General features: G+C 57.4%; 22 protein-coding genes. 12 read left to right on the top strand and 10 right to left on the bottom strand.

The annotated features are described in order from the left end of the window. Nucleotides 1–29: 29 nt before the first annotated feature. Together JHL21_RS01145 and JHL21_RS01140 are read left to right on the top strand one after the other, a co-directional pair. Entirely contained in the window at nt 30–1,373 is a 1,344-nt protein-coding gene (locus tag JHL21_RS01145; RefSeq protein WP_200211429.1) for an NAD(P)/FAD-dependent oxidoreductase, read from the top strand. Beyond that, entirely contained in the window at nt 1,370–2,125 is a 756-nt protein-coding gene (locus JHL21_RS01140) for a DUF1365 domain-containing protein (protein WP_200211426.1), read from the top strand. The genes JHL21_RS01145 and JHL21_RS01140 overlap by 4 nt, the downstream gene beginning before the upstream one ends. Here the strand turns inward: JHL21_RS01140 and glp are convergent. The 7 genes from glp to JHL21_RS01105 form a co-directional block, all read right to left on the bottom strand. After that, the gene (gene glp, locus JHL21_RS01135; RefSeq protein ID WP_200211425.1) at nt 2,122–3,315 is read right to left on the bottom strand and encodes a gephyrin-like molybdotransferase Glp; all 1,194 of its coding nucleotides are present in this window, start codon (nt 3,313–3,315) and stop codon (nt 2,122–2,124) included. The two genes, JHL21_RS01140 and glp, sit on opposite strands and share 4 nt — an antisense overlap. Beyond that, nucleotides 3,312–3,791, bottom strand: a complete 480-nt coding sequence (moaC, locus tag JHL21_RS01130) for a cyclic pyranopterin monophosphate synthase MoaC (RefSeq protein WP_169193925.1) — start codon at nt 3,789–3,791, stop codon at nt 3,312–3,314. Before moaC ends, glp begins: the two co-directional genes overlap by 4 nt. Further along, nucleotides 3,791–4,594: an indole-3-glycerol phosphate synthase TrpC gene (gene trpC / locus JHL21_RS01125; protein ID WP_169193924.1), complete on the bottom strand. Its 804-nt coding sequence runs from the start codon at nt 4,592–4,594 to the stop codon at nt 3,791–3,793. The genes moaC and trpC overlap by 1 nt, the downstream gene beginning before the upstream one ends. Next, on the bottom strand, nt 4,594–5,610 hold the full coding sequence (gene trpD / locus JHL21_RS01120; protein WP_210338822.1) for an anthranilate phosphoribosyltransferase: 1,017 nt from the start codon (nt 5,608–5,610) through the stop codon (nt 4,594–4,596). The genes trpC and trpD overlap by 1 nt, the downstream gene beginning before the upstream one ends. After that, nucleotides 5,610–6,209 (bottom strand): aminodeoxychorismate/anthranilate synthase component II, encoded by a 600-nt coding sequence (locus JHL21_RS01115; RefSeq protein ID WP_200211423.1) that lies wholly within the window; start codon nt 6,207–6,209, stop codon nt 5,610–5,612. Before JHL21_RS01115 ends, trpD begins: the two co-directional genes overlap by 1 nt. Before the next feature lie 144 nt (nt 6,210–6,353). Next, nucleotides 6,354–7,862: an anthranilate synthase component I gene (gene trpE / locus JHL21_RS01110; RefSeq protein WP_200211422.1), complete on the bottom strand. Its 1,509-nt coding sequence runs from the start codon at nt 7,860–7,862 to the stop codon at nt 6,354–6,356. A gap of 30 nt (nt 7,863–7,892) precedes the next feature. Continuing rightward, nucleotides 7,893–9,767, bottom strand: a complete 1,875-nt coding sequence (locus tag JHL21_RS01105; RefSeq protein WP_200211421.1) for a peptidylprolyl isomerase — start codon at nt 9,765–9,767, stop codon at nt 7,893–7,895. 123 nt (nt 9,768–9,890) lie between these two features. On the opposite strand from JHL21_RS01105, the gene tpiA reads away from it, so the two are divergent. The 6 genes from tpiA to JHL21_RS01075 all read left to right on the top strand — a co-directional run bounded on the left by tpiA (nt 9,891) and on the right by JHL21_RS01075 (nt 15,718). After that, a complete protein-coding gene (gene tpiA / locus JHL21_RS01100) occupies nt 9,891–10,643 on the top strand; it encodes a triose-phosphate isomerase (protein WP_302052346.1) in 753 nt (250 codons plus the stop codon). Nucleotides 10,644–10,784: 141 nt separating this feature from the next. Further along, nucleotides 10,785–11,204: a preprotein translocase subunit SecG gene (secG, locus tag JHL21_RS01095; protein WP_200211419.1), complete on the top strand. Its 420-nt coding sequence runs from the start codon at nt 10,785–10,787 to the stop codon at nt 11,202–11,204. Between the two features lie 113 nt (nt 11,205–11,317). After that, on the top strand, nt 11,318–12,946 hold the full coding sequence (locus tag JHL21_RS01090; protein WP_169193917.1) for a CTP synthase: 1,629 nt from the start codon (nt 11,318–11,320) through the stop codon (nt 12,944–12,946). Between the two features lie 137 nt (nt 12,947–13,083). Further along, entirely contained in the window at nt 13,084–13,980 is an 897-nt protein-coding gene (locus JHL21_RS01085) for a hypothetical protein (protein ID WP_200211418.1), read from the top strand. A gap of 117 nt (nt 13,981–14,097) precedes the next feature. Further along, nucleotides 14,098–14,274, top strand: coding sequence for a DUF4169 family protein (locus tag JHL21_RS01080; RefSeq protein WP_169193915.1), 177 nt, complete (start codon nt 14,098–14,100; stop codon nt 14,272–14,274). A 154-nt stretch (nt 14,275–14,428) separates the two neighbouring features. Continuing rightward, a complete protein-coding gene (locus JHL21_RS01075; RefSeq protein WP_200211417.1) occupies nt 14,429–15,718 on the top strand; it encodes an MFS transporter in 1,290 nt (429 codons plus the stop codon). 70 nt (nt 15,719–15,788) lie between these two features. On the opposite strand, the gene JHL21_RS01070 is transcribed toward JHL21_RS01075, so the two are convergent. Beyond that, nucleotides 15,789–16,220, bottom strand: a complete 432-nt coding sequence (locus JHL21_RS01070) for a VOC family protein (protein ID WP_254081895.1) — start codon at nt 16,218–16,220, stop codon at nt 15,789–15,791. Nucleotides 16,221–16,399: 179 nt separating this feature from the next. On the opposite strand from JHL21_RS01070, the gene eno reads away from it, so the two are divergent. After that, entirely contained in the window at nt 16,400–17,677 is a 1,278-nt protein-coding gene (eno, locus tag JHL21_RS01065; RefSeq protein ID WP_200211408.1) for a phosphopyruvate hydratase, read from the top strand. On the opposite strand, the gene JHL21_RS01060 is transcribed toward eno, so the two are convergent. Further along, nucleotides 17,674–18,021 carry a hypothetical protein gene (locus JHL21_RS01060; RefSeq protein ID WP_200211401.1) on the bottom strand — a complete coding sequence of 116 codons (348 nt, stop codon included), beginning with the start codon at nt 18,019–18,021 and terminating at the stop codon, nt 17,674–17,676. The two genes, eno and JHL21_RS01060, sit on opposite strands and share 4 nt — an antisense overlap. Nucleotides 18,022–18,069: 48 nt before the next feature. Here JHL21_RS01060 and JHL21_RS01055 point away from each other — a divergent pair, with 48 nt between their 5' ends. The 3 genes from JHL21_RS01055 to aqpZ all read left to right on the top strand — a co-directional run bounded on the left by JHL21_RS01055 (nt 18,070) and on the right by aqpZ (nt 20,049). After that, nucleotides 18,070–18,189 (top strand): hypothetical protein, encoded by a 120-nt coding sequence (locus JHL21_RS01055; protein ID WP_200211399.1) that lies wholly within the window; start codon nt 18,070–18,072, stop codon nt 18,187–18,189. Between the two features lie 434 nt (nt 18,190–18,623). Then, nucleotides 18,624–18,914: a GIY-YIG nuclease family protein gene (locus JHL21_RS01050; protein ID WP_200211397.1), complete on the top strand. Its 291-nt coding sequence runs from the start codon at nt 18,624–18,626 to the stop codon at nt 18,912–18,914. Nucleotides 18,915–19,362: 448 nt separating this feature from the next. Further along, entirely contained in the window at nt 19,363–20,049 is a 687-nt protein-coding gene (aqpZ, locus tag JHL21_RS01045; RefSeq protein ID WP_200211391.1) for an aquaporin Z, read from the top strand. A gap of 164 nt (nt 20,050–20,213) precedes the next feature. Here aqpZ and JHL21_RS01040 read toward each other — a convergent pair whose 3' ends face one another. Then, a complete protein-coding gene (locus tag JHL21_RS01040) occupies nt 20,214–20,564 on the bottom strand; it encodes a hypothetical protein (protein WP_200211390.1) in 351 nt (116 codons plus the stop codon). Nucleotides 20,565–20,620 lie beyond the last annotated feature (56 nt).

Genomic DNA, 20,620 nt, shown 5'->3' with positions numbered 1-20,620 from the left:
GCTGATGACACTTCAAGGGACCTCTATATATGTATCACGAACCTGCACCGTTCTCTGGCGCTCAACCGCTCCGTCAAAGGATCGCTGTTGTGGGGAGTGGTATCTCCGGATTGTCGGCCGCCTGGCTCCTGAGCAAAACCAACGACGTCGTCTTGTATGAAGCGGCAGATCGTTTGGGTGGGCACTCCAACACCATTGACGTGCCGGGCACCGGGCCGGTGGACACGGGGTTCATCGTCTATAACAATAAGAATTACCCCAATCTCGAAGCCATGTTCGATCACCTTGGCGTGGCCAGTGAGCGGACGGTGATGTCGTTTGCGGCTTCGCTGGACAATGGCGAGTTCGAATATTGCGGTGAGGGACTCAATGGCATGTTGGGTCAGCGCCGGAACATGTTCCGCAAGCGCTTCTGGCAATTGTTCCGCGATATTCTGCGTTTCTATCGCGAAGCGCCGCGCGATCTCTCGCGCAGTGAAATTCGCGGACTGACCGTGGACGAATATCTACGCCGCCAAAACTACTCAGACTCTTTCGTTGATGGGCATCTGCTGCCGATGGCGGCGGCGATCTGGTCATCCAGCGCTGAAGACATTCGCTCTTACCCGCTGCTAGCCTTCGTGCGCTTCTTTGAAAGCCATGGCCTGCTCACGCTGTTGCAGCGCCCCGATTGGCGCACGGTGACAGGCGGGAGCCGTAATTACGTGCAAACGCTTGCACGCGAATTTGCTGGCGAAATCCGGCTCAATACGCCAGTTGCCAAGGTGGTGCGTGACGGGCGTGGGGTGACCGTTATTGACGGGTCGGGGCACTCTGATCGTTTCGATAAGATTCTGATCGCCAGCCATGCGGATCAGGCTCTGGCGATGCTCGATGCGCCAGATGCGAGCGAGCAGGCTTTGCTCGGTGCGTTCCGCTACACCCACAATTTGGCTGTCGTCCATAAGGACAAAAGCTTCATGCCGCGCCGCCGTAATATCTGGTGCTGCTGGAATTATGTCGGAGAAAATGACGGCCACACCGAAAGCCTTTGCGTTACCTATTGGATGAACGCGCTGCAGAATTTCAAGGGTGACGATATTTTTGTAACCCTCAATCCGGCGCGTGAAGCGCAGGGGGAAATCGCTCGTTTCGATTACACCCATCCCTTGTTCGATTCCGCCGCCATTCACGCGCAGGAAAACCTCTGGCGCATTCAGGGCCTGCAGAACACGTTCTACGCAGGCGCGCATTTCGGCCGTGGCTTCCACGAGGATGGTTTGCAGTCGGGACTTGCGGCGGCGGAAGCCATGGGTTCTCTGCCACGGCCTTGGTCGGTCAAGAACCAGTCTGGCCGGATTACGCTGGCACCGGCGGAAGCTCTGGTGGCATGACGCAAATCGTCAATTCGGCGATCTATGTTGGGGAGGTGGTGCATCAGCGCCATCGCCCCAAAAAACACGCGCTGAAATACCGTGTTTTCTCTCTGCTCATCGATCTCGACGAGCTGCCAGTGCTCAATACGCTCAAGCACTTTGGGCATAATCGGCGGGCTCTGTTCTCGTTTCTCGACGCGGACCATGGAGATGGTGGCAGTCTTCGAGACTGGGCAGAAGGGAAGCTGACGGAGGCAGGGTTTGCCAAGCCGACACGCATTCGCGTTTTATGCTATCCGCGCATTTTGGGTTACGTGTTTAATCCGCTGACCGTCTGGTATTGCGACGATGAAAATGGTGCGCGGATAGCGACCATTTATGAGGTCCATAATACGTTTAAAGAGCGGCACACCTATGTGCTGGGCGCTGATGATATCGGACAGAGCGCCGAGAAGGGTTTTTACGTTTCGCCCTTCATCGATATGGACTGCGTCTATAATTTCCGTCTGGTTCTGCCGAGCGAGCGGGTGATGGTGGCGATCAATGAAACGCAGAACCGGGAGCCATTGCTTTACGCGGCTTTCACCGGAACGCGGCAGGATTTTTCCGATAATGTTCTGAAGTCGCTGTTCTTTTCGCACCCATTGATGACGCTCAAAGTTACGGGTGGGATCTATCTGGAGGCGCTAAAGCTGCTCTCCAAGGGGATCAAAATTCGCTGGCACACGGGACGGAAAAAGCCCGCAGCGGCGAGCCAGCGTATCTCTTAAATCGGCAAGGCGCGGACCAGCGCGCCTTCAGCTTGGCCAGGGTCATGCTCAGGCTGGATGATCAGCATATCGGCTTGAGAGAGCGACGATGTATGGCCGCTGTCGGTCTGGGAAATTGGTAACAATTTCGGACCCATAGCGGTGTGGATGAGCTTGGCGCGCATGAAATGGCGGCGGGCTGTGTTCGGTGGCGTTGGTGCCGCCAATGGTAACGTCCAGGCTTCGGCCTGAGCCTGCCCAAGCCAATGACGGAGCGCCGGCACGATGAACACGAGCGCGGTGACCATGGCCGAAACCGGATTGCCCGGAAGCCCGAAGACGAGTGTTCTGCCGCGTGTACCGAACATCAGCGGCTTGCCGGGACGCATGTTGATGCGCCAGAAATCCAGTTCGACACCGAGGTCTTTGAGCGCGCCTTGAACGAGGTCATGTTCGCCGACTGAGGCACCACCAGTGGTGATGACAATGTCGGGCTCACTGGCAAAAACAACTGCAAGACGGTTACGCAACACATCGTCATCATCCGGGATGATGCCGAAATCGTCGACGCTCGAGGCGTAAGGCGAGAGCAGAGCGCTGAGGCCAAACGAGTTCGACGCGACGATCTGATCTGGCCCGAGTGGATTGCCGGGAAGAACGAGTTCGTCGCCGGTGGCGACCAGAGCGATCTTGGGTCGTTGGGCGAGGTTGAGCGTGGCGCAATTGGCGGCGGCCGCGACTGCGATCTGCATCGGTGTCAGCTGGGTGCCGGCTTCCAGCAACACTTGTCCGGTGTGAAAATCGTTACCCTTGGGGCGAACGCTGTGGCCAAAACGGGCAGGGGCGGTGAAGCGGACGAAGTCACCCTCGCGCACTGCTTCTTCCTGCATGATGACTGTATCGGCGCCGGGTGGAACGGGCGCGCCGGTGAAAATGCGCACGGCTTCGCCTGCGCCGACTGTACCCGAAAACCCCGCGCCCGCTTGCGACATGCCGATGACGCGCAACAAGGCGGTTTCGGTAACATCCGCAGCACGCATGGCGTAGCCGTCCATGGCGCTGGCGTCAAAAGGAGGCTGGTCATGCTGGGCCATGACTGGGCCTGCGAGCACACGACCAAGAGCGTCCTGTAAGGCGACTGTTTCCGATTGGACCGCAGGAACGCGGGCAAGAATAGCGGTTAGGGCGTCGTCGACAGGGAGAAGGCTCATGGTGTGCGCTGATAATCGCCGGATTTGCCGCCGGATTTTTCCACTAAGCAGAGGTCGGAAATGACCATGGCGCGGTCGATACCCTTTGCCATGTCGTAAAGGGTCAATGCTGTGGTCGATGCGGCGACCAGAGCTTCCATTTCGACGCCGGTCTGGCCCGTGGTCTCGGCGGTGACGCGAATGAGAATAGAGGTGTCGCTATCGCCCTCGATCTCGACGCTAACCTTGGTTAGCGGGATCGGGTGACAGAGAGGGATGACGTCGGCGGTCTTTTTCGCGGCCATAATGCCAGCAACGCGCGCAACGGCGAGGGCATCGCCCTTTTTAAGGCCGCCACCGAGTATGGTCGTGATGGTGCTGGCTTCGCCATTGAGCCGCGCCTGTGCGACGGCACGACGGCGTGTAACCGCTTTGTCACCAATGTCGACGATGTGGGCCTCGCCCTTGGCATTCAGGTGGGTAAGGCCCTTGGTCATCAAGCTGCGCTGCCGGTAAGAAGGGTGCGGGTTGCGGCGACGACGTCGGACTGACGCATCAGGCTTTCGCCCACGAGGAAGGTGGTGACCCCACAGGTCTGGTCGAGCATTTTGATGTGCTCGTGATTGACGATGCCGCTCTCGCTGACGAGGAGCACATCATCGGGAACGCCGGTGGCGAGTTTGACGGTGGTATCGAGGGTCGTCTCGAAAGTGCGCAGATTGCGGTTGTTGACGCCGATGAACTTGCCGTCTAGCGCCAAAGCGCGGTCGAGTTCAAGCTGGTCATGCACTTCGATCAGCGCGTCCATGCCCCACTCATTGGCGCTATCGAGAAGATAGCGCGCAGTGTCGTCGCCAACCGCCGCGAGAATGATGAGAATGCAGTCCGCGCCCCAAGCGCGGGCTTCGGCGACCTGATAGGTTTCAAAGAGGAAGTCTTTGCGCAGGGCCGGCAGATTTGTAGCGCCGCGCGCTTCAATCAAAAACTCTGGCTTGCCTTGAAAGCTCGGGCCGTCGGTGAGGACGGACAAACAGGCCGCGCCAGCGGCTTCGTAATCCCGGGCGTGTTGCGCTGGGTTGAAGTCGGGGCGAATGAGGCCCTTGGAGGGGCTCGCCTTTTTGACTTCTGCGATCAGGCCGTATTCGCCGGCGCGACGCTTGGCTTTGAGCGCATTGAGGAAGCCGCGAGGCTTGGGCTGATCGTGCGCTTGGGCCACGACCTCGTTCCAAGGACGAGCCGCTTTGGCGGCTTCAATTTCCTGGCGCTTATAATGCTCGATCTGCTTGAGAATATCAGTCATCACGCTCGTCCGTTCGATACCGCCACGAGGCGGGCGAGGGTTTGTTTTGCGTTCCCGCTGTCGATGGCATGTGCGGCCATTGCAGCGCCTTGTTCTAGGTCTTCGGCCTTGTCGGCCACAATCATCGCCGCAGCGACGTTGAGGAGGACGATGTCACGATATGCGCCGGGTGCGCCGTCCAGCAAAGCGTGGATGGCCTGAGCGTTCTCTTCAGGAGTTCCTCCCAGAATCTCCTCCAGCGGATACTGCTTGAGCCCCGCTTGCTCAGGATAGACCTCAAAGCTGCGCAGGTCGCCATTGGCAATTTGGCCTACAAAACTCTTGCCGGTGATGGTGAGTTCGTCCAGCCCATCCGAGCCATAAACGACCCATGCCTTGGTGGCGCGGTTGGCGAGAAGGGCTTGAGCGACCGGCTCGACCCATTCTTCAGCGAAGACGCCGAGGACGTAACGGCGCACGCCAGCAGGGTTCGATTGTGGGCCCAAGAGGTTGAACATGGTGCGCACACCGAGCTCAGCGCGGGCCGGGCCGACGTGTTTCATCGATTGATGGTGATTAGGCGCAAACATGAAGCCGATCCCGGCTTCGGTGATGCAGCGGGTAATTTCGGCAGGTGCCAGATCGAGCTTGATTCCGAGGGCTTCAAGCGCTTGCGAGGAGCCGGATTTGGACGACAGCGCGCGATTGCCATGCTTGGCCACCGGAACGCCGAGCGCGGCAGTGACGATGGCGGAAGCTGTCGAGATATTGAGGGTGCCGTGACCATCGCCGCCTGTGCCGACAATGTCGACGGCGTCTTCAGGGGCTTCCACCGGGATCATCTTTTCGCGAAGGATCGAGACCGCAGCGGCGATTTCGCCAGAGGTCTCGCCCTTGATGCGCATGCCCATGAGGAATGCGCCAGTCTGTGCGGCCGTCGCTTCGCCGGACATGATTATGCGCATCACTGAGCGCATTTCTTCGCCGGTGAGATCCTTACCGGAAGCGATTTTGCCGAGAGCTTGCTTGATATCCATCACGCAGCCTTTCGGGCGTTGAAATCACGGGCAAGGTTCAGGAAGTTTTGCAGCATGGCGTGGCCATTTTCGCTGGCAATGCTTTCCGGGTGGAACTGCACGCCGTGAATGGGCAGCGACTTGTGCTGCATGCCCATGATCAGGCCATCATCGGTGGTGGCGGTGACTTCTAGCTCATCAGGCAGTGTGTCGGCCTTAACGATGAGCGAGTGATAGCGCGTGGCGTCAAACCCAGCATTGAGGCCACGGAAAAGCCCCTTGCCGGTGTGGTTGATCTTGCTGGTCTTGCCATGGAACAGGGTCGGGGCGCGGACAACGTCGCCGCCAAGGGCCTGACCAATGGCCTGATGGCCGAGGCAGACGCCGAGCATGGGGATTTCACCCTTGAAGCGCTCGATGACGTCGAGGCAGACACCGGCTTCTGTGGGGGTGCAGGGGCCGGGCGAGAGTACGATGGCCTCGGGGGTCATTTTGGCAATTTCGTCGAGCGTGATCTTGTCATTGCGCTTGACGGTAATGTCAGCGCCGAGCTCGGCAAGATAGTGGACGAGGTTGTAGGTGAAGCTGTCGTAGTTATCGATAACGAGGGTCTTGGTCATTGCACTCAAGTCCTGAGGGTGTCTGAAAACGAAAACACCGGGCTCTCTCGCCAAAGCGAAACGCCCTGTTTCAGCACCAGCCTCGCCATCGAAAATCCATGTCAGACCTATCTCTTGCGTCTACAACCACGGAATGAGCCAGCATTATTGGCCCACTTTCGGTTCGCCTGCATATCGTAGCGCTTCTTCAGCAGCGCTGAAAAGGGCTCTTGCCTTATTCTGGCATTCTAGTTGTTCAAGTTCGGGCTTGCTGTCGGCGACAATGCCCGCCCCAGACTGAACGTAAAGCTTGCCGTCCTTCACGATGCCGGTGCGCAGGACGATACAGGTGTCCATTGTGCCATCGGCGCCGAAGTATCCGACGCAACCGCCGTAAATGCCGCGACGGGACTGTTCCAGCTCGTCGATGATTTCCATCGCACGGACCTTTGGCGCGCCAGATACCGTGCCAGCCGGGAAGCCAGCAGAGAGCGCATCAACGAAGTCGTTGACGGGGTCGAGTTCACCCACAACGTTGGAAACGATGTGCATGACGTGGGAATAATATTCGAGGAAGAACTTGTCCGTGACTTTTACCGTGCCCGGCTTGGCGACACGACCAACGTCGTTGCGGCCGAGATCGAGCAGCATGAGGTGCTCGGACAATTCCTTTGGATCGGAGAGCAGTTCTTCCGCCAATTCCTGATCGCGGATCGGCGTCGCGCCGCGCTTACGCGTGCCTGCGATTGGACGAATGGTGACTTCGCCATCCTGCACGCGCACCAGAATTTCGGGGCTGGAGCCAGCGACGGCAAAACCACCGAAATCGAGGAAATACATATAGGGGCTTGGATTGGTCCGGCGCAGCGCCCGATAGAGCGCGGTCGGGGGCAGGGTGAACTCAGCCGAGAATCGCTGGCTGAGGACGACCTGGAAAATATCGCCAGCCGTGATGTAGTCCTTGGCCTTGGCGACCATGCCGAAGAATTCTTCCTCGGTGGTGTTGCTGGTGACGTCAATGGACTCAAGGTCAGCGACGGCGGGCGTGGCGGGCAGAGCGCGTGACAGGCGCGCAATTGCATCATCGATACGATCTTCGGCCGCTGCAAGCGCCTGCGCCGCCGAGACGCCGTCTTTCACATAGACCGGTGCTGTGAGGTAAAGCTCGTCCTTGAGCGTATCGAAAATCGCCAGCAGGGATGGGCGCATCAGCACCGCTTCAGGGGTGCCGAGTTCATCAGGATTGCTATTGGGCAGGAGCTCCATGTAGCGCACCATTTCATAGCCCAAATAGCCGAAGACGCCTGCCGATTGGGGCGGCAACTGGCTCGGCATGTCGATGGCGCTTTCGGCCACGAGATCACGCAGAGCATCGAGCGGAAGTGCGTCGACAGGGACGAAGGCGTCGGGGTCGGTTTGAGCCGAACGATTGATCGAGGCTGTGCCGTTTTCAACCTTGAGCAGCAGATCTGGCTGTAGGCCGATAATCGAATACCGACCACGCTTGGTGCCGTCCTGAACACTTTCCAAAAGGAAGGTGTGGGTGCGGTCTGCTGCCAGCTTCAGATAGGTGCCGATCGGAGTCTCAAGGTCTGCCACGATGCGACGCCAGACGATGCCAGACTTTCCTGCGTCGTATTGGGCGCTGAATGTCTGAGCAAAGTCGGGCGTCATTTTGTAGTTTCCGAGAGTTGAAAGGAACCGTTACTGGCCGAAGTTCTGGGTGATGATGTTGGTCATCGCCTGTTCGTTCACACGAACGCCAGCGTCATCACGTACGGCACTGATAAAGTCGCCAAAGAGATCGTTCTGGACTTCACCGTTGAGATTATCAACGATTTCCGCCTGCAGAGGTTCTGCTGGTGTGGAACTGTCCATCACTTCGAAGACGATGAATTCGCCGTTCTGATTGATGACCGTACCGCGGTGCTCAGCGCCGCCAGCGAAGACGGCAGCGGCTGTGACCTGATCAATCGTGCCATCTTCCGAGCCAAAGCGCGTGAAGGGCGAGCTGATCTGCGGGAAGGTCGAGAGGCTCATCGCGATGTCGGAGAGCGTTTCGCCGGCGTCGAGACGCGCGACGATGTCTTCGCCAAGCGCAGTCATTGCCGCTTCCACGCGTTCCTGCGTGATGGCTGCAGTGATTTCTTCGCGCACTTCCTCAAAGGTTTCGTCGCGGACTGGTGCGATGTTGAGCAGGTCGAACCAAACGTGGGCGTTGCCAGTCACAGGAATAGCTGGGGTCAGCTTGTCCATTTGCGCGGCAAAGATCGCCTGCGAAACGCGGTTGCGGTCGTCGTTTGCAAGGTTCGGCAAGACGGAGAGCTCTGCACCGGATGCGGTGAGATCAACTTCATAAACCGGCAGGTTGAAGCGTTCGGCAATCTGGTCGAGTGGCTGGAAGGCTGCACGCAGTTCTTCAACCTGATCGAGGATTTCGTTGACTTCGGTACGGGCCTTGGCCTGAGCCAGGCGGGTCTTGATCTGCTCGCTGGCTTCTTCCAGCGTTGGGCGGGCTTCTGCAATGATTTCTGATGCGAAGACGGCGCGTTCGCCACCAATGCCTGGGATAATCGCGAACTCACCAGCGTTGAGAGCGAAAGCCGCGTCGCCGAGGCGAGCGTCGTTGATGGCGCTGCGTGGCAGGGTGCCGAGAGTGGTTGGGGTTACACCCGCCTGAGCAACGAGGTCTTCAAACGTCGCGCCGCTGGCAAGGCCCTCTGCAAAGGCGGTCTGCAGTTCAGGTGTGTTGAGAACCAGCTGCTGAATAGTGCGCTGCTCTGGGGTCGTCAGGTTCGCGCTGGTCGCTTCGTACTCGGCCGCAATGTCAGCTTCCGGCACGTCGATCGTCGCAGCGAGCGCCGGAATCGACAGGTCGAACAAACGAACCTTACGGGTTTCGATGGTGCGGTATTCGTTCTGATGCTCTGCGAGATAAGCCTTCAGCTCTTCTTCAGTCGGCTCAGCTGGCGTTTCGATATTTGCATCGGTGAGCGCAAAGTAGTCGATAGCGCGGGTGGTGTTGGCATAGCTGTTGATGAGGTCAGCGGCCACGCTTGGCAGTTTGGTGTGGACAAACATAGCCTGGGTTAGTTGCTCGCGCTGCGCCATGCTCGTCGCGGAGTCAAAATATTCGGCTTCCGTCATGCCAGAGTTTTGCAACACGGCGCGGAAAACCTGCGGATCAAAATTGCCCAAGGTGCCGAAGAAGGATGGATCTTCACGCAGAAGCTGCGCGAGCTTGGCTTCAGTGACGCCCAGACCAAAGCTGTTGGAAAGAGAATCAATCGCAGCTTCATTAGCCAGACGCATCAGCACCGAGGAAGGTACGCCCATTGCGCTTGCCTGACTGGTCGTCGGCATAGTGCCCATGGTCTGTGTCAGCTGGTTCAGCTGCTGCTGATAGGTGCGGAAAAAGTCTTTGCCGCTGATCTCTTCATCGCCCACTCGGCCTACGGTATTGCTACCAAGATCGAGGATAACATTGTTGATCCCGAAACCAGCGACGCCCACGAGCAAAAACGCGCCCATGATCTTACCAGGCCAAGATTTTGCAAAACCGCGCAAACCATCGAGCATTTCGTACGTTCCAGTTCCTTGCCCAGTCCCTTACCAAACGTGTAAGGGCAGATGAGTAGAGACAATCCGACTTGCGGGGTTATGGCAAACCCCTCGTCGGCGCAAGAGGTAGGAGCACTTCAATTGACCACCATTACACCGTTGATCGCGGGAAATTGGAAGATGAACGGGCTCAAGCAGTCCCTCTCAGAGATTAGTGAACTCGCACAATTATTGACGACAGGCGAGGCTCCACGCGCTTTGGTATGCATTTGCCCGCCCGCAACTTTGTTGCATGCAGTGGCGGAGCAGGGTGCTTCTAGTGGCATTTTGGCCGGTGGACAGGATTGTCACACGGCAAATGCTGGCGCGCACACAGGCGATATTTCCGTTTCAATGTTGGCAGACGCTGGTGCCCAATATGTGATCGTGGGCCATTCTGAACGCCGTGCCGACCACGGCGAAAGCGATGACATGGTCCGCGCCAAGGCAGAAGCTGCAATTGGCGCAGGTTTGAAGCCGATCGTCTGTGTTGGTGAAAGCGAAGCGCAGCGCGATGCTGGGCAAGCCGTGAGCGTTGTTGCTGCACAGTTGGCAGCGTCACTGCCGGATGCGGCCGGGCAGCACAGTGTTGTGGTGGCTTATGAGCCAATCTGGGCGATTGGTACGGGTCGCACTCCGAGCTCGGCTGACATCGCAGAAATTCACGACACTATCCGTGCGCAGCTGGTTGAGCGCTTCGGTGAGACCGGCGCAACGATCCAGATTCTCTATGGTGGATCGCTGAAGCCGCAGAACGCTCGCGAGATTTTGGCCATTGAAAACGTCAATGGTGGCCTCGTTGGGGGCGCAAGCCTCTTGGCAAAAGACTTCTATACTATTATCTCGGCGGTATAGATCAGGCGAAGCGCCACTCGGTTCCGTTGAAAATTCACGGACCGGCTGGCATTTGCCGTTCGACGGGTGTAAGAGCCCGACATCCTTTTCAACCTGAGCGGTGCCTTGGCATGCTCGGAATGACGCGAAGACAGAAGTTCAATGGCCAACGTCCTGCTAGTCGCCTATCTGCTGATCGTGCTGGCGCTGATCGTCGTTATCTTGATCCAGCGCTCAGAGGGCGGTGCCCTTGGTATTGGCGGTAGCAACTCCGGTGGGGGTCTCGTATCCGCGCGCGGATCGGCAAACCTGCTGACCCGCACGACCGCTATTCTGGCAACCCTGTTTTTTGTTTCTGCAATCGGCCTGACCATTCTGGCAGAGCTGGATCGCGGCACCTCAAGCATTCTCGATAATGCTGTCACCAACTCCGATGGCTCCCAGCCTTCGACCGTTCTTGACGCATTGAATGCTCTGCAAGGTGATCTTCCTGTTCCCGCAGCTCCGGCGCAGTCGACCACAGACCTACCGGTCCCAGTGGCTCCGGCTGAAGCTCCGGCAGCACCTGCAACAGGTAACTGATCTGCCGAAAGGCTAGTTTGAACAAGGGGATGGAAACATCCCCTTGTTTCTTTTGTGTAGTGCACGAAAACGTGCTCTGCGAATCGTCAATATTATGCTTATGGTGATCGCCCATGGCTCGGTACGTTTTTATCACCGGAGGCGTGGTTTCCTCCCTTGGCAAAGGTCTCGCTTCAGCAGCACTCGGTGCTGTTCTGCAAGCACGCGGATATAAGGTCCGCCTGCGTAAGCTTGACCCCTATCTCAACATTGATCCCGGCACGATGTCGCCGACACAACACGGCGAAGTGTTTGTCACCGACGACGGCGCGGAGACCGATCTCGATCTCGGTCACTACGAACGCTTCACTGGCCGCGCGGCCAATAAGCGTGACAACATCACGTCAGGTCGAATTTATTCGGACCTGCTGAGCAAAGAACGCCGGGGCGAGTTTCTGGGCGCGACTGTTCAGGTGATCCCGCACGTTACGGACTCGATCAAGAATTTCGTTCTCGAAGGCAACGAAGACTTCGACTTCGTTCTGGTCGAAATCGGTGGCACTGTCGGTGACATTGAAGGCTTGCCCTTCTTTGAAGCGATCCGTCAGCTCGGCAATGATCTGCCGCGCGGTCACACCTGCTATCTGCATCTGACCCTGATGCCGTACATTCCGTCCGCAGGCGAACTCAAGACCAAGCCGACGCAGCACTCCGTCAAGGAACTGCGCTCGATTGGTATTGCACCAGACGTTCTTCTGGTCCGTTGCGATCGTCCGATCCCTGAAGGCGAAAAGAAGAAGCTGTCGCTGTTCTGTAACGTGCGTGAAAGCGCCGTTATTCAGGGCCTCGATGTCGCCTCGATCTACGACGTTCCAATGGCCTATCACAACGAAGGTCTTGACCGCGAAGTGCTGGCCGCTCTGGGTATCTCCGATGCGCCAGAACCTGATCTGACGGCCTGGAACGAAGTCTCCAAGCGCTTCCACAATCCAGAAGGCGAAGTGAACATTGCCATCGTTGGCAAGTACACCGGCCTCAAGGATGCCTATAAGTCGCTCTCGGAAGCCCTGATCCATGGCGGTATCGCCAACAAGGTGAAGGTCAACCTGCAGTGGATCGACTCGGAAGTCTTCGAGCGTGATGATCCATCGCCATATCTCGAGCATGTTCACGGCATTATGGTGCCGGGCGGCTTCGGCGAACGTGGCGCGGCTGGCAAGATTGAAGCTGCACGCTTTGCGCGCACCAAGGATGTTCCGTACTTCGGTATCTGCTTTGGGATGCAAATGGCTTGCGTTGAAGCTGCGCGGAACACCGCTGGCATCAAGAATGCTTCGTCGACCGAATTTGGTCCGACCAAGGAACCTGTCGTCGGCATGATGACGGAATGGGTCCAGGGCAATGAGAAGGCCACCCGCGAGGAAAATGGCGATCTCGGCGGCACACTGCGTCTTGGCGCTTACCCAGCTCAGCTGGTTCGTGGCTCGCGCGTTGCGGACATTTATGGCACCACTCGCATTACCGAACGCCATCGTCACCGCTACGAAGTAAACATGGACTACCGCAAGCTTCTGGAAAAGAACGGCCTGCTGTTCTCCGGCGTATCGCCAGATGGCACGCTGCCGGAAATCGTTGAGCGCACGGATCACCCGTGGTTCATCGGCGTGCAGTTCCATCCAGAACTCAAGTCCAAGCCATTTGAACCGCATCCGCTGTTCACCAGCTTTATCGCTGCGGCAATGGACCAGAGCCGTCTCGTTTAAGACGAAACGCACACTCAAAATTTTAAACGTCGGGCTTCTCACGAAGTCCGGCGTTTTTGTTTTGATCCAGTGACTTGTGGCTTTTCTCGCAACGGTTCGAGGCCTAAACTCGTCGGGCAATTCTTATTGGACGCGTCATGACCCATCCGCGCTTTATTCAGGCTCTCAACCTCGGCACCATCACCAAGCTTCCGGACTGGTCTGCGGGGCCGAAGGGGAGTGCCGCGGAGATCGCGCAAGTGCTGCTGGACGCAAGGTACAAGGGCGTGCAGGGGAGCGATGATCCTGCCTATGGCAAAGCTGGATTGATTACCTATGGATCGAGCCGTGTGGCTGCGCCTGGCGAGGCGCTGGAGGTGCTGCAGCGACAGGTGGATGCTGGGCACGAGCAGACGACGCTGCATGTCGGCACAGGCTTTGAAACGAATGAACAAGCCTATGCGCTGATTGAGGATATTTTGAGCGCCAGCCAGAAGCTCAATCACGCTGCGCACATCGAAACCCATCGCGCGACGATCACGCAGGATATTTTCCGTACCCTTGGTTGGGTCGAAAAATTCCCCGAAATGACGATCAACGCCGATCTCTCGCACTATTACACTGGGCTTGAGATGCAATATGGCTCGATCCCGGAAAAACTCGAGATCATGAAGCCAATCTTTCGGCGCGTGCGCTTCGTGCATGGGCGGATCGGATCGAGTGGCTGCATCCAAGTGCCGATTGGTGTGGGGCTGCGCGACGAGCCGCATGTCACTCGCTTTGGCTGGATGTGGCAGTATTGCTTTGCGGGGTTCTTGGAAACAGCGGCGGAGGGGACCGTTATTCCGTTTGCGCCCGAAATCCTGCCCGAGACCGTCGACACGCCGGACGGACCGCTGCACATCGAATATGCGTTCCCCAATTTGGGCGCCGATGGAACGCTCCGTGAGCTCGGCGACCGTTGGGATCAGGGATTTAGGCTAACCGATATTGCCAAGGCCGCGTTTGAGCGGGCTGTGGGGCAGGGGTATCGGCTCGATATCGCCTCGCTTTAACACTCCATGCGGCGCCTCCACGGTGCGGGCAGCGCGTGGAGGCTGCAAAGTGCGGCGGGTTGTGGCATAGTTTTGGTCCAACCTGTTTCGCTCCCTAATGTGTTTTGGAGACTGTCCATGGCTGAGATTCTATCGCTCTCGAAGGCGCGCAAAGCTAAGGCGAAAGTCGAAAAAGAGACGACCGCCGAGGCGAACCGCTTAAAATTTGGGCGCACCAAAGCCGAGCGCGAGTTGGAAGAGGCAAAGAAATTGCTATCTGACAGACAGATAGACGCACATAAGCGTGACGAATGAACTTTGCTAAATCGTTGAACTAAAAGTGTAAAACTGTCGCAGTTGCTCTGGAGCGTACTCTGCGGTACTCCGGCCGTAACCGAGGGTTCGGGCGCGCTTATCGGGGGAAGGTGCTTTCGACCTCGTTCCGTTTCGATAGCAATCTGGATTTCAGATGACCTCCGTTAGTGCCTCGCCGAATGCAGCGCCGCAGAAGAACTCGCCTACGCGCGTTCTTGCAGCCAGCATGATCGGCACCACGATCGAATTTTTCGACTTCTACATCTACGCAACAGCTGCGGTTATCGTTTTCCCGCATCTGTTCTTCCCGGCAGGGGATGACACCACTGCTCTTCTGAGCTCGCTGGCGACCTTCGCAATTGCGTTCATCGCGCGTCCTGTGGGTGCTGCGTTCTTCGGCCACTATGGTGACCGTATCGGCCGTAAGGCAACGCTGGTTGCTGCGCTGCTGCTGATGGGCATTTCCACTGTCGTTATCGGCCTGCTGCCGACCTATGATCAGGTGGGCGTATGGGCCGCGCTGTTCCTTGCTCTGTGCCGTCTGGGTCAGGGTCTGGGTCTTGGCGGTGAATGGGGCGGCGCTGTTCTGCTCGCCACCGAAAACGCTCCGGAAGACAAGAAGGCCTGGTATGGCATGTTCCCACAGTTGGGCGCGCCGGTTGGCTTCTTCCTCGCGACGATGATCTTCATCGTTCTCGATAAGGTTCTGGGCAACGACGCCTTCATGGACTGGGGCTGGCGCGTGCCGTTCCTGCTCTCGTCGGTTCTCGTTATCGTTGGTCTGATGATCCGTCTCAAGATCACCGAAACGCCAGAATTCGCAAAGGCGATCGAAAAGGCAGAACGCGTTGAAGTGCCATTCTTCGACGTCTTCAAGAACCATAAGATGAGCCTTGTGCTCGGCACTATGGCAGCGCTGGCGACCTTCGTGCTGTTCTACATCATGACCGTGTTCTCGCTGAGCTACGGTACTGCGAACCTTGGCTATGCTCGCGAAGACTTCCTGCTCCTGCAGATGGTCGGCGTGGTGTTCTTTGGCCTGTTCATTCCGGTTTCGGCCGTGCTTGCTGACAAGTTCGGCATGCGCAAGGTGATGATCGGCGTTGCAATTGGTATTGCAGTTTTCGGTTTGGTTCTCGCGCCAATGTTCGGCTCGGGCAATGTCTGGGGCGTGCTTGCATTCCTCTGCGTAGGCTTTGCGCTCATGGGCATGACCTATGGTCCGCTCGGCACCGCACTGGCAGCACCATTCCCAACTTCGGTTCGCTACACCGGCGCGTCGCTGACCTTCAACTTGGGTGGCATCTTCGGTGCGTCCTTCGCGCCTTACATCGCGACGCACCTGGCCAATACCTATGGCCTGCATACGGTTGGCTACTACATGATCATCGCAGCGGTGATCACCTTGGTCGCGTTCGGCTTTATCCGCCAGACGTCCGACTAAGTCAGACGAACTTAGCCATTTTGAAGCGGCCTGACCTTTTGGTCAGGCCGTTTTTTTTATGGGGTATAGATTACCAGTCGATCTGGCAGACAACGCCGGAGGCGCCGAACTGCATCGACTTTTCGGTGTATTGGAAAATCTCGATCTTCACCCCGCTCGGATCCGCCAGCCAGCACTGCCAGGTGTGGTCGACACCGAGCTTCTTTGGCGTGACCGTCACGCCATGTCGCGCGGCATTGGCCATGAAGGCATCAATGTCGTCGGTCTCAAAGCAGATGTGGTTGATCTGATTGCGATCCTCGAATGCCGAATCGCCGCGCATAAAGACTTCAACGAAGGTGCGATTGCCGAAATCGAGGTAAAACCCGATGCGCTCTTCACCACGCTTGAAGTCAAACTTGGGGCTTACGCCAAGAATGTCTCGATAGAATGCCTCTACGGCGCTCAAATCCCGAGCAAATACGCAGGTATGGGCGACCTGTTTTACGAGTGGCTTAGTCAAAACTGTATCCTCCGCGCCGTTCATCCTCCGCAGCGCAGTGACATGTTAGTGCGCTCTTTGCGGTTATGACAACGTTTCAATCCGGCAGATTTGGCTTTTTTCGTCTGTCCCCCTTCCTTCTGTCACACACTGGGTCTAGAGAGGCACACAACACCAGCGCAACTTCTGGAAGGGCACTCATGGCATCGATTATCCACGTCAATGGCCGTCAAATCTTTGACAGCCGCGGCAATCCCACTGTTGAAGTCGATGTGGTTCTGGACGACGGCAGCTTCGGCCGCGCCGCAGTGCCATCAGGCGCTTCTACCGGTGCCCATGAAGCCGTAGAACTGCGCGACGGCGGCAAGCTCTTTTCCGGCAAGGGCGTGACCCAGGCCGTTGAAAATGTGAACTCCGCGCTGGCCGAAGAAATCCTCGGTATGGACGCTTTCGATCAGCTGGCAATCGACCAGGCGATGATCGATCTCGACGGCACCCACAACAAGGGCCGTCTTGGCGCTAACGCAATTCTGGGCGTGTCGCTCGCCGTTGCGAAGGCCGCTGCTGAATCGGCTAACCAGCCACTGTACCGTTACATTGGTGGGCCAAACGCCCACGTTCTGCCTGTGCCAATGATGAACATCATCAATGGCGGCGAGCACGCTGACAATCCAATCGACATGCAGGAATTCATGATCCTGCCAGCTGGTGCTGACTCTATCGCCGACGCTGTCCGTATCGGTTCGGAAATCTTCCACACCCTGAAAAAGGGTCTGTCGGCTGAAGGCCACAACACCAACGTGGGCGACGAAGGCGGTTTCGCACCAAACCTTGGTTCGGCTGACGAAGCGCTCGGCTTCATCATGCGCTCGATCGAAAAGGCCGGCTATCGCCCAGGCGAAGACGTCTTCATCGGTCTCGATTGCGCATCGACCGAATATTTCAAGAACGGCAAGTACGAGATGGTCGGCGAGGGCAAGTCGCTGTCGTCCGACGACAACGTACGTTTCCTTGAGGACCTCGTGAACCGCTTCCCAATCATCACCATCGAAGACGGCATGGCCGAAGACGATTGGGATGGCTGGAAGGCGCTGACCGATGCTATCGGCAAGAAGGTTCAGCTGGTCGGCGACGATCTGTTCGTGACCAACACCGAACGCCTCGTATCGGGCATCAAGATGGGCGTCGCGAACTCGATCCTCGTCAAGGTGAACCAGATCGGTTCTCTTTCTGAAACGCTGAACGCCGTCGATACCGCGCACCGCGCAGGCTACACCTCGGTTATGTCGCACCGCTCGGGTGAAACCGAAGACGCGACCATCGCTGATCTTGCCGTTGCGCTCAACTGCGGTCAGATCAAGACCGGCTCACTCTCGCGTTCGGACCGTCTGGCGAAGTACAACCAGCTCATCCGTATCGAAGAAGAACTCGGCACGGCAGCGAAGTACGCTGGCTACTCGGTGGTCAAGGGCCGCTAAGCGCTCTTATCGAGTGTCGTAGATTTGAGGCTGGGCAGAAATGCCCGGCCTTTTTTGCTTGTCTGGCCGATCACTAAAAAGTTATTGACTCCGAACAAATGATGAACAATGCTGTCTGTTTTTGAAGCAGTATAGGCTGGGAATTCGATGAGCAACAAGAAGCAAACTTCAAGTAGCGTTGGATCAAAAGCTGGCGCAATCTTGGCAAACCCGAACTCTTCGGCTACCGCGAAGAGCTTAGCCGGATCAGCTCTCTCCCAGGCAGGGACCAACAAGCAGACTGGTTCTAAGTTGGAGGATAAGGCTTCTGCTGTACTAGCAAGTAAGAAGTATAGTGCAGACACGAAGTCACTCGCAGGCTCTGTAGTTTCTCAGTCAGTGAAAAAGCGTTAGTGACCGGCTCGCTGTCGCGTTCGGACCGTCTGACGAAGTACAACCAGCTCATCCGTATCGAAGAAGAACTCGGCACGGCAGCGAAGTATGCTGGCTACTCGGTGGTCAAGGGCCGCTAAGCGCTCTTATCGAGTGCTGTAGATTTGAGGCTGGGCAGAAATGCCCGGCCTTTTTTGTTTTGGGTGTCGCTGGCGCCCGGTTGCTGTTCATGAGGTGCTCCCAAGAACGCAGCGCACTGCACCGGCAGACTGGATTGCCCGGTCAAGCCGGGCAATGACGGAGGGCGAGGGATCGTGATGGACGGGAAGGGCGAGAAGGGCGAGAAGGGGCTTACGTATCCACCACCCACCCGCATCAAATCACCTTAACCCTCCGCCCCGTCATCCCCCGACTTGGTCGGGGGATCTAGTGCGAGGTAGCGGCAGACTGGATTGCCCGGTCGAGCCGGGCAATGACGGAGGGTGAGGGAGGGTAACAATTGGCAAAATCGCTATTTCGAACCGCGTTACATATCCCAATTGCCGCGATGCCGACGCGGGAGCAAACTCGCAGTATGAAGGGCTACGTCTATATCCTCGCATCAGGACGCAATGGCACGCTTTACACAGGGGTGACATCCAATCCGTCGCGTCGCCTCATTGAACATCAGCATGGGCTGACACCCGGCTTCACCAGTCGCTATGGCGTCAAGACATTGGTCTGGCTTGAAGAGCATGACCTTGTCGTCGATGCGATCCAGCGCGAAAAACGGATCAAGAAGTACAATCGGAAATGGAAGATCGACCTCATCGAGGCACTCAATCCGGAGTGGCGAGACTTATCGGACTGGCTGGTTGATACTTAAGATGTCGACCTGCTGGCACAGTCTCTCCCGCGCCGGATATCCGCCTGTCAGCTCTCAAGATGCGCCAGCAGGCTGGATTGCCCGGTCAAGCCGGGCAATGACGGAGAGGCGAGGGCGTTGTAGGACAAGAAGTGATGTAGGTATCCCCCTTTCTTCTAGTCACCATCACCTTACACCCCGTCATCCCCCGACTTGATCGGGGGATCCAGTGCGAGGAAGCGGCAGACTGGATGGCCCGGTCGGGCCGGGCAATGACGATGGGGGCGGAGGGCGTGAAAGGGGGAGGAACAGCGCTTCGGATTTCGATCGTGAAGTCGCGCGATGTAAAACTCCGGCACATTAGAGCATAGCGCTGCGCAAATTAGCTCGTGTTTTATTTGTTTTGCTGATTTCTGAAATTTTAGACAGCATATCCAAAGCAGAATCATCTGCTTGGAGTGAGAGGGCCATGATTAAGCGTCTTTCAGCCGAAGCATTCGGCACGTTTTGGCTTGTCTTTGGAGGGTGTGGCTCAGCTGTTCTTGCGGCTGGAATTCCGGAACTTGGAATTGGCTATGCAGGTGTCTCGCTGGCCTTCGGTTTAACTGTGCTGACAATGGCTTACGCGGTTGGGCACATTTCCGGCGGACACTTCAACCCGGCAGTTTCTCTCGGGCTCGCTGTCGCTGGCCGGTTCGATTACAAGGACCTCGTACCTTATTGGGTCGCACAGATCATCGGCGGCGCGCTCGGTGCTCTGGTGCTCTTCGTCATTGCGTCGGGCGTGACTGGCTTTGTCGCTGGTGGCTTTGCTTCGAACGGCTATGACACGCTTTCTCCGCATGGCTATGGGTTGGTGTCCGTTATCGTTGCTGAAGTGGTGCTGACGGCGTTTTTCCTGATTATCATTTTGGGATCGACGCATAAGAATGCCGCAGCCGGTTTCGCGCCAATCGCTATCGGTTTAGGGCTGACCCTGATCCACCTGATCTCTATTCCGGTGAGCAACACTTCGGTCAATCCTGCACGCTCTATCGCGGCCGCCTTGTTTGCGGACAATGGGGCTTTGGGCCAAGTCTGGGTGTTTATCCTTGCCCCACTTGCAGGCGCCGCTATTGGCGGGATCATTTGGAAAGCACTGCTAGAGCGCGACTGAGGTCGTTGCGCTAGGTGCCTTCAGCACCGTCGTCATCACCGGGCTTGTCCCGGTGATCCTGTTTTGTGCGAGGCCTGTCTGGATTGCCGGGACAGGCCCGGCAATGACGGTGGCGTGGATCGAATAAGGGGGCTGAAGCACTATTCGCTCACGCCTATAGCCCCTTACCGGCCCGCTACGCCCTGAAGGTAAAAGCGTTTGGCGACAGTGTGGTCGCGCAGAGCTTGGGCAGGCAGCTTGCCCGTTAAGGCGAACATGACCTGCAGGGGCTCAGGGATAGCGCTGGCATCCACGATAACGCGGGTGAAATTATCAGTGCCGTTGTCCCGGTCCAACAGCAGATTGTAGAGCAGCGCACGGACATCTGTCTGAGAGGAACAAGCCACGCAGCTGGCGCCATCGGCGTGACCGTGGCCAGAGTTGCGGGGTAAGCGCAGAAGCTTGTCGCCGGGTGCGAGTTGAGGCAGCGCGTCCGCTTGGGTCACAACCAGAACTGGAATTTGGGGAGCCAACATAGTGCTACCTGAGAGGAGGTTCTGGATGAGACGCGTGACAGGACGAAGGGTTCCGA

This window comes from Devosia sp. WQ 349K1 (genome assembly GCF_016595685.1).
GTDB lineage: Bacteria > Pseudomonadota > Alphaproteobacteria > Rhizobiales > Devosiaceae > Devosia.
The sequence above is the reverse complement of the archived record's forward strand: the minus strand, read 5'-3'. Positions and strand labels throughout refer to the sequence as shown.

Coding starts and splice junctions, on each gene's coding strand:
- JHL21_RS01145 (WP_200211429.1), top strand. CDS start 30: ATGTATCACGAACCTGCACCGTTCTCTGGCGCTCAACCGCTCCGTCAA.
- JHL21_RS01140 (WP_200211426.1), top strand. CDS start 1,370: ATGACGCAAATCGTCAATTCGGCGATCTATGTTGGGGAGGTGGTGCAT.
- glp (WP_200211425.1), bottom strand. CDS start 3,315: ATGAGCCTTCTCCCTGTCGACGACGCCCTAACCGCTATTCTTGCCCGC.
- moaC (WP_169193925.1), bottom strand. CDS start 3,791: ATGACCAAGGGCCTTACCCACCTGAATGCCAAGGGCGAGGCCCACATC.
- trpC (WP_169193924.1), bottom strand. CDS start 4,594: ATGACTGATATTCTCAAGCAGATCGAGCATTATAAGCGCCAGGAAATT.
- trpD (WP_210338822.1), bottom strand. CDS start 5,610: ATGGATATCAAGCAAGCTCTCGGCAAAATCGCTTCCGGTAAGGATCTC.
- JHL21_RS01115 (WP_200211423.1), bottom strand. CDS start 6,209: ATGACCAAGACCCTCGTTATCGATAACTACGACAGCTTCACCTACAAC.
- trpE (WP_200211422.1), bottom strand. CDS start 7,862: ATGACGCCCGACTTTGCTCAGACATTCAGCGCCCAATACGACGCAGGA.
- JHL21_RS01105 (WP_200211421.1), bottom strand. CDS start 9,767: ATGCTCGATGGTTTGCGCGGTTTTGCAAAATCTTGGCCTGGTAAGATC.
- secG (WP_200211419.1), top strand. CDS start 10,785: ATGGCCAACGTCCTGCTAGTCGCCTATCTGCTGATCGTGCTGGCGCTG.
- JHL21_RS01090 (WP_169193917.1), top strand. CDS start 11,318: ATGGCTCGGTACGTTTTTATCACCGGAGGCGTGGTTTCCTCCCTTGGC.
- JHL21_RS01085 (WP_200211418.1), top strand. CDS start 13,084: ATGACCCATCCGCGCTTTATTCAGGCTCTCAACCTCGGCACCATCACC.
- JHL21_RS01080 (WP_169193915.1), top strand. CDS start 14,098: ATGGCTGAGATTCTATCGCTCTCGAAGGCGCGCAAAGCTAAGGCGAAA.
- JHL21_RS01075 (WP_200211417.1), top strand. CDS start 14,429: ATGACCTCCGTTAGTGCCTCGCCGAATGCAGCGCCGCAGAAGAACTCG.
- eno (WP_200211408.1), top strand. CDS start 16,400: ATGGCATCGATTATCCACGTCAATGGCCGTCAAATCTTTGACAGCCGC.
- JHL21_RS01050 (WP_200211397.1), top strand. CDS start 18,624: ATGAAGGGCTACGTCTATATCCTCGCATCAGGACGCAATGGCACGCTT.
- aqpZ (WP_200211391.1), top strand. CDS start 19,363: ATGATTAAGCGTCTTTCAGCCGAAGCATTCGGCACGTTTTGGCTTGTC.
- JHL21_RS01040 (WP_200211390.1), bottom strand. CDS start 20,564: ATGTTGGCTCCCCAAATTCCAGTTCTGGTTGTGACCCAAGCGGACGCG.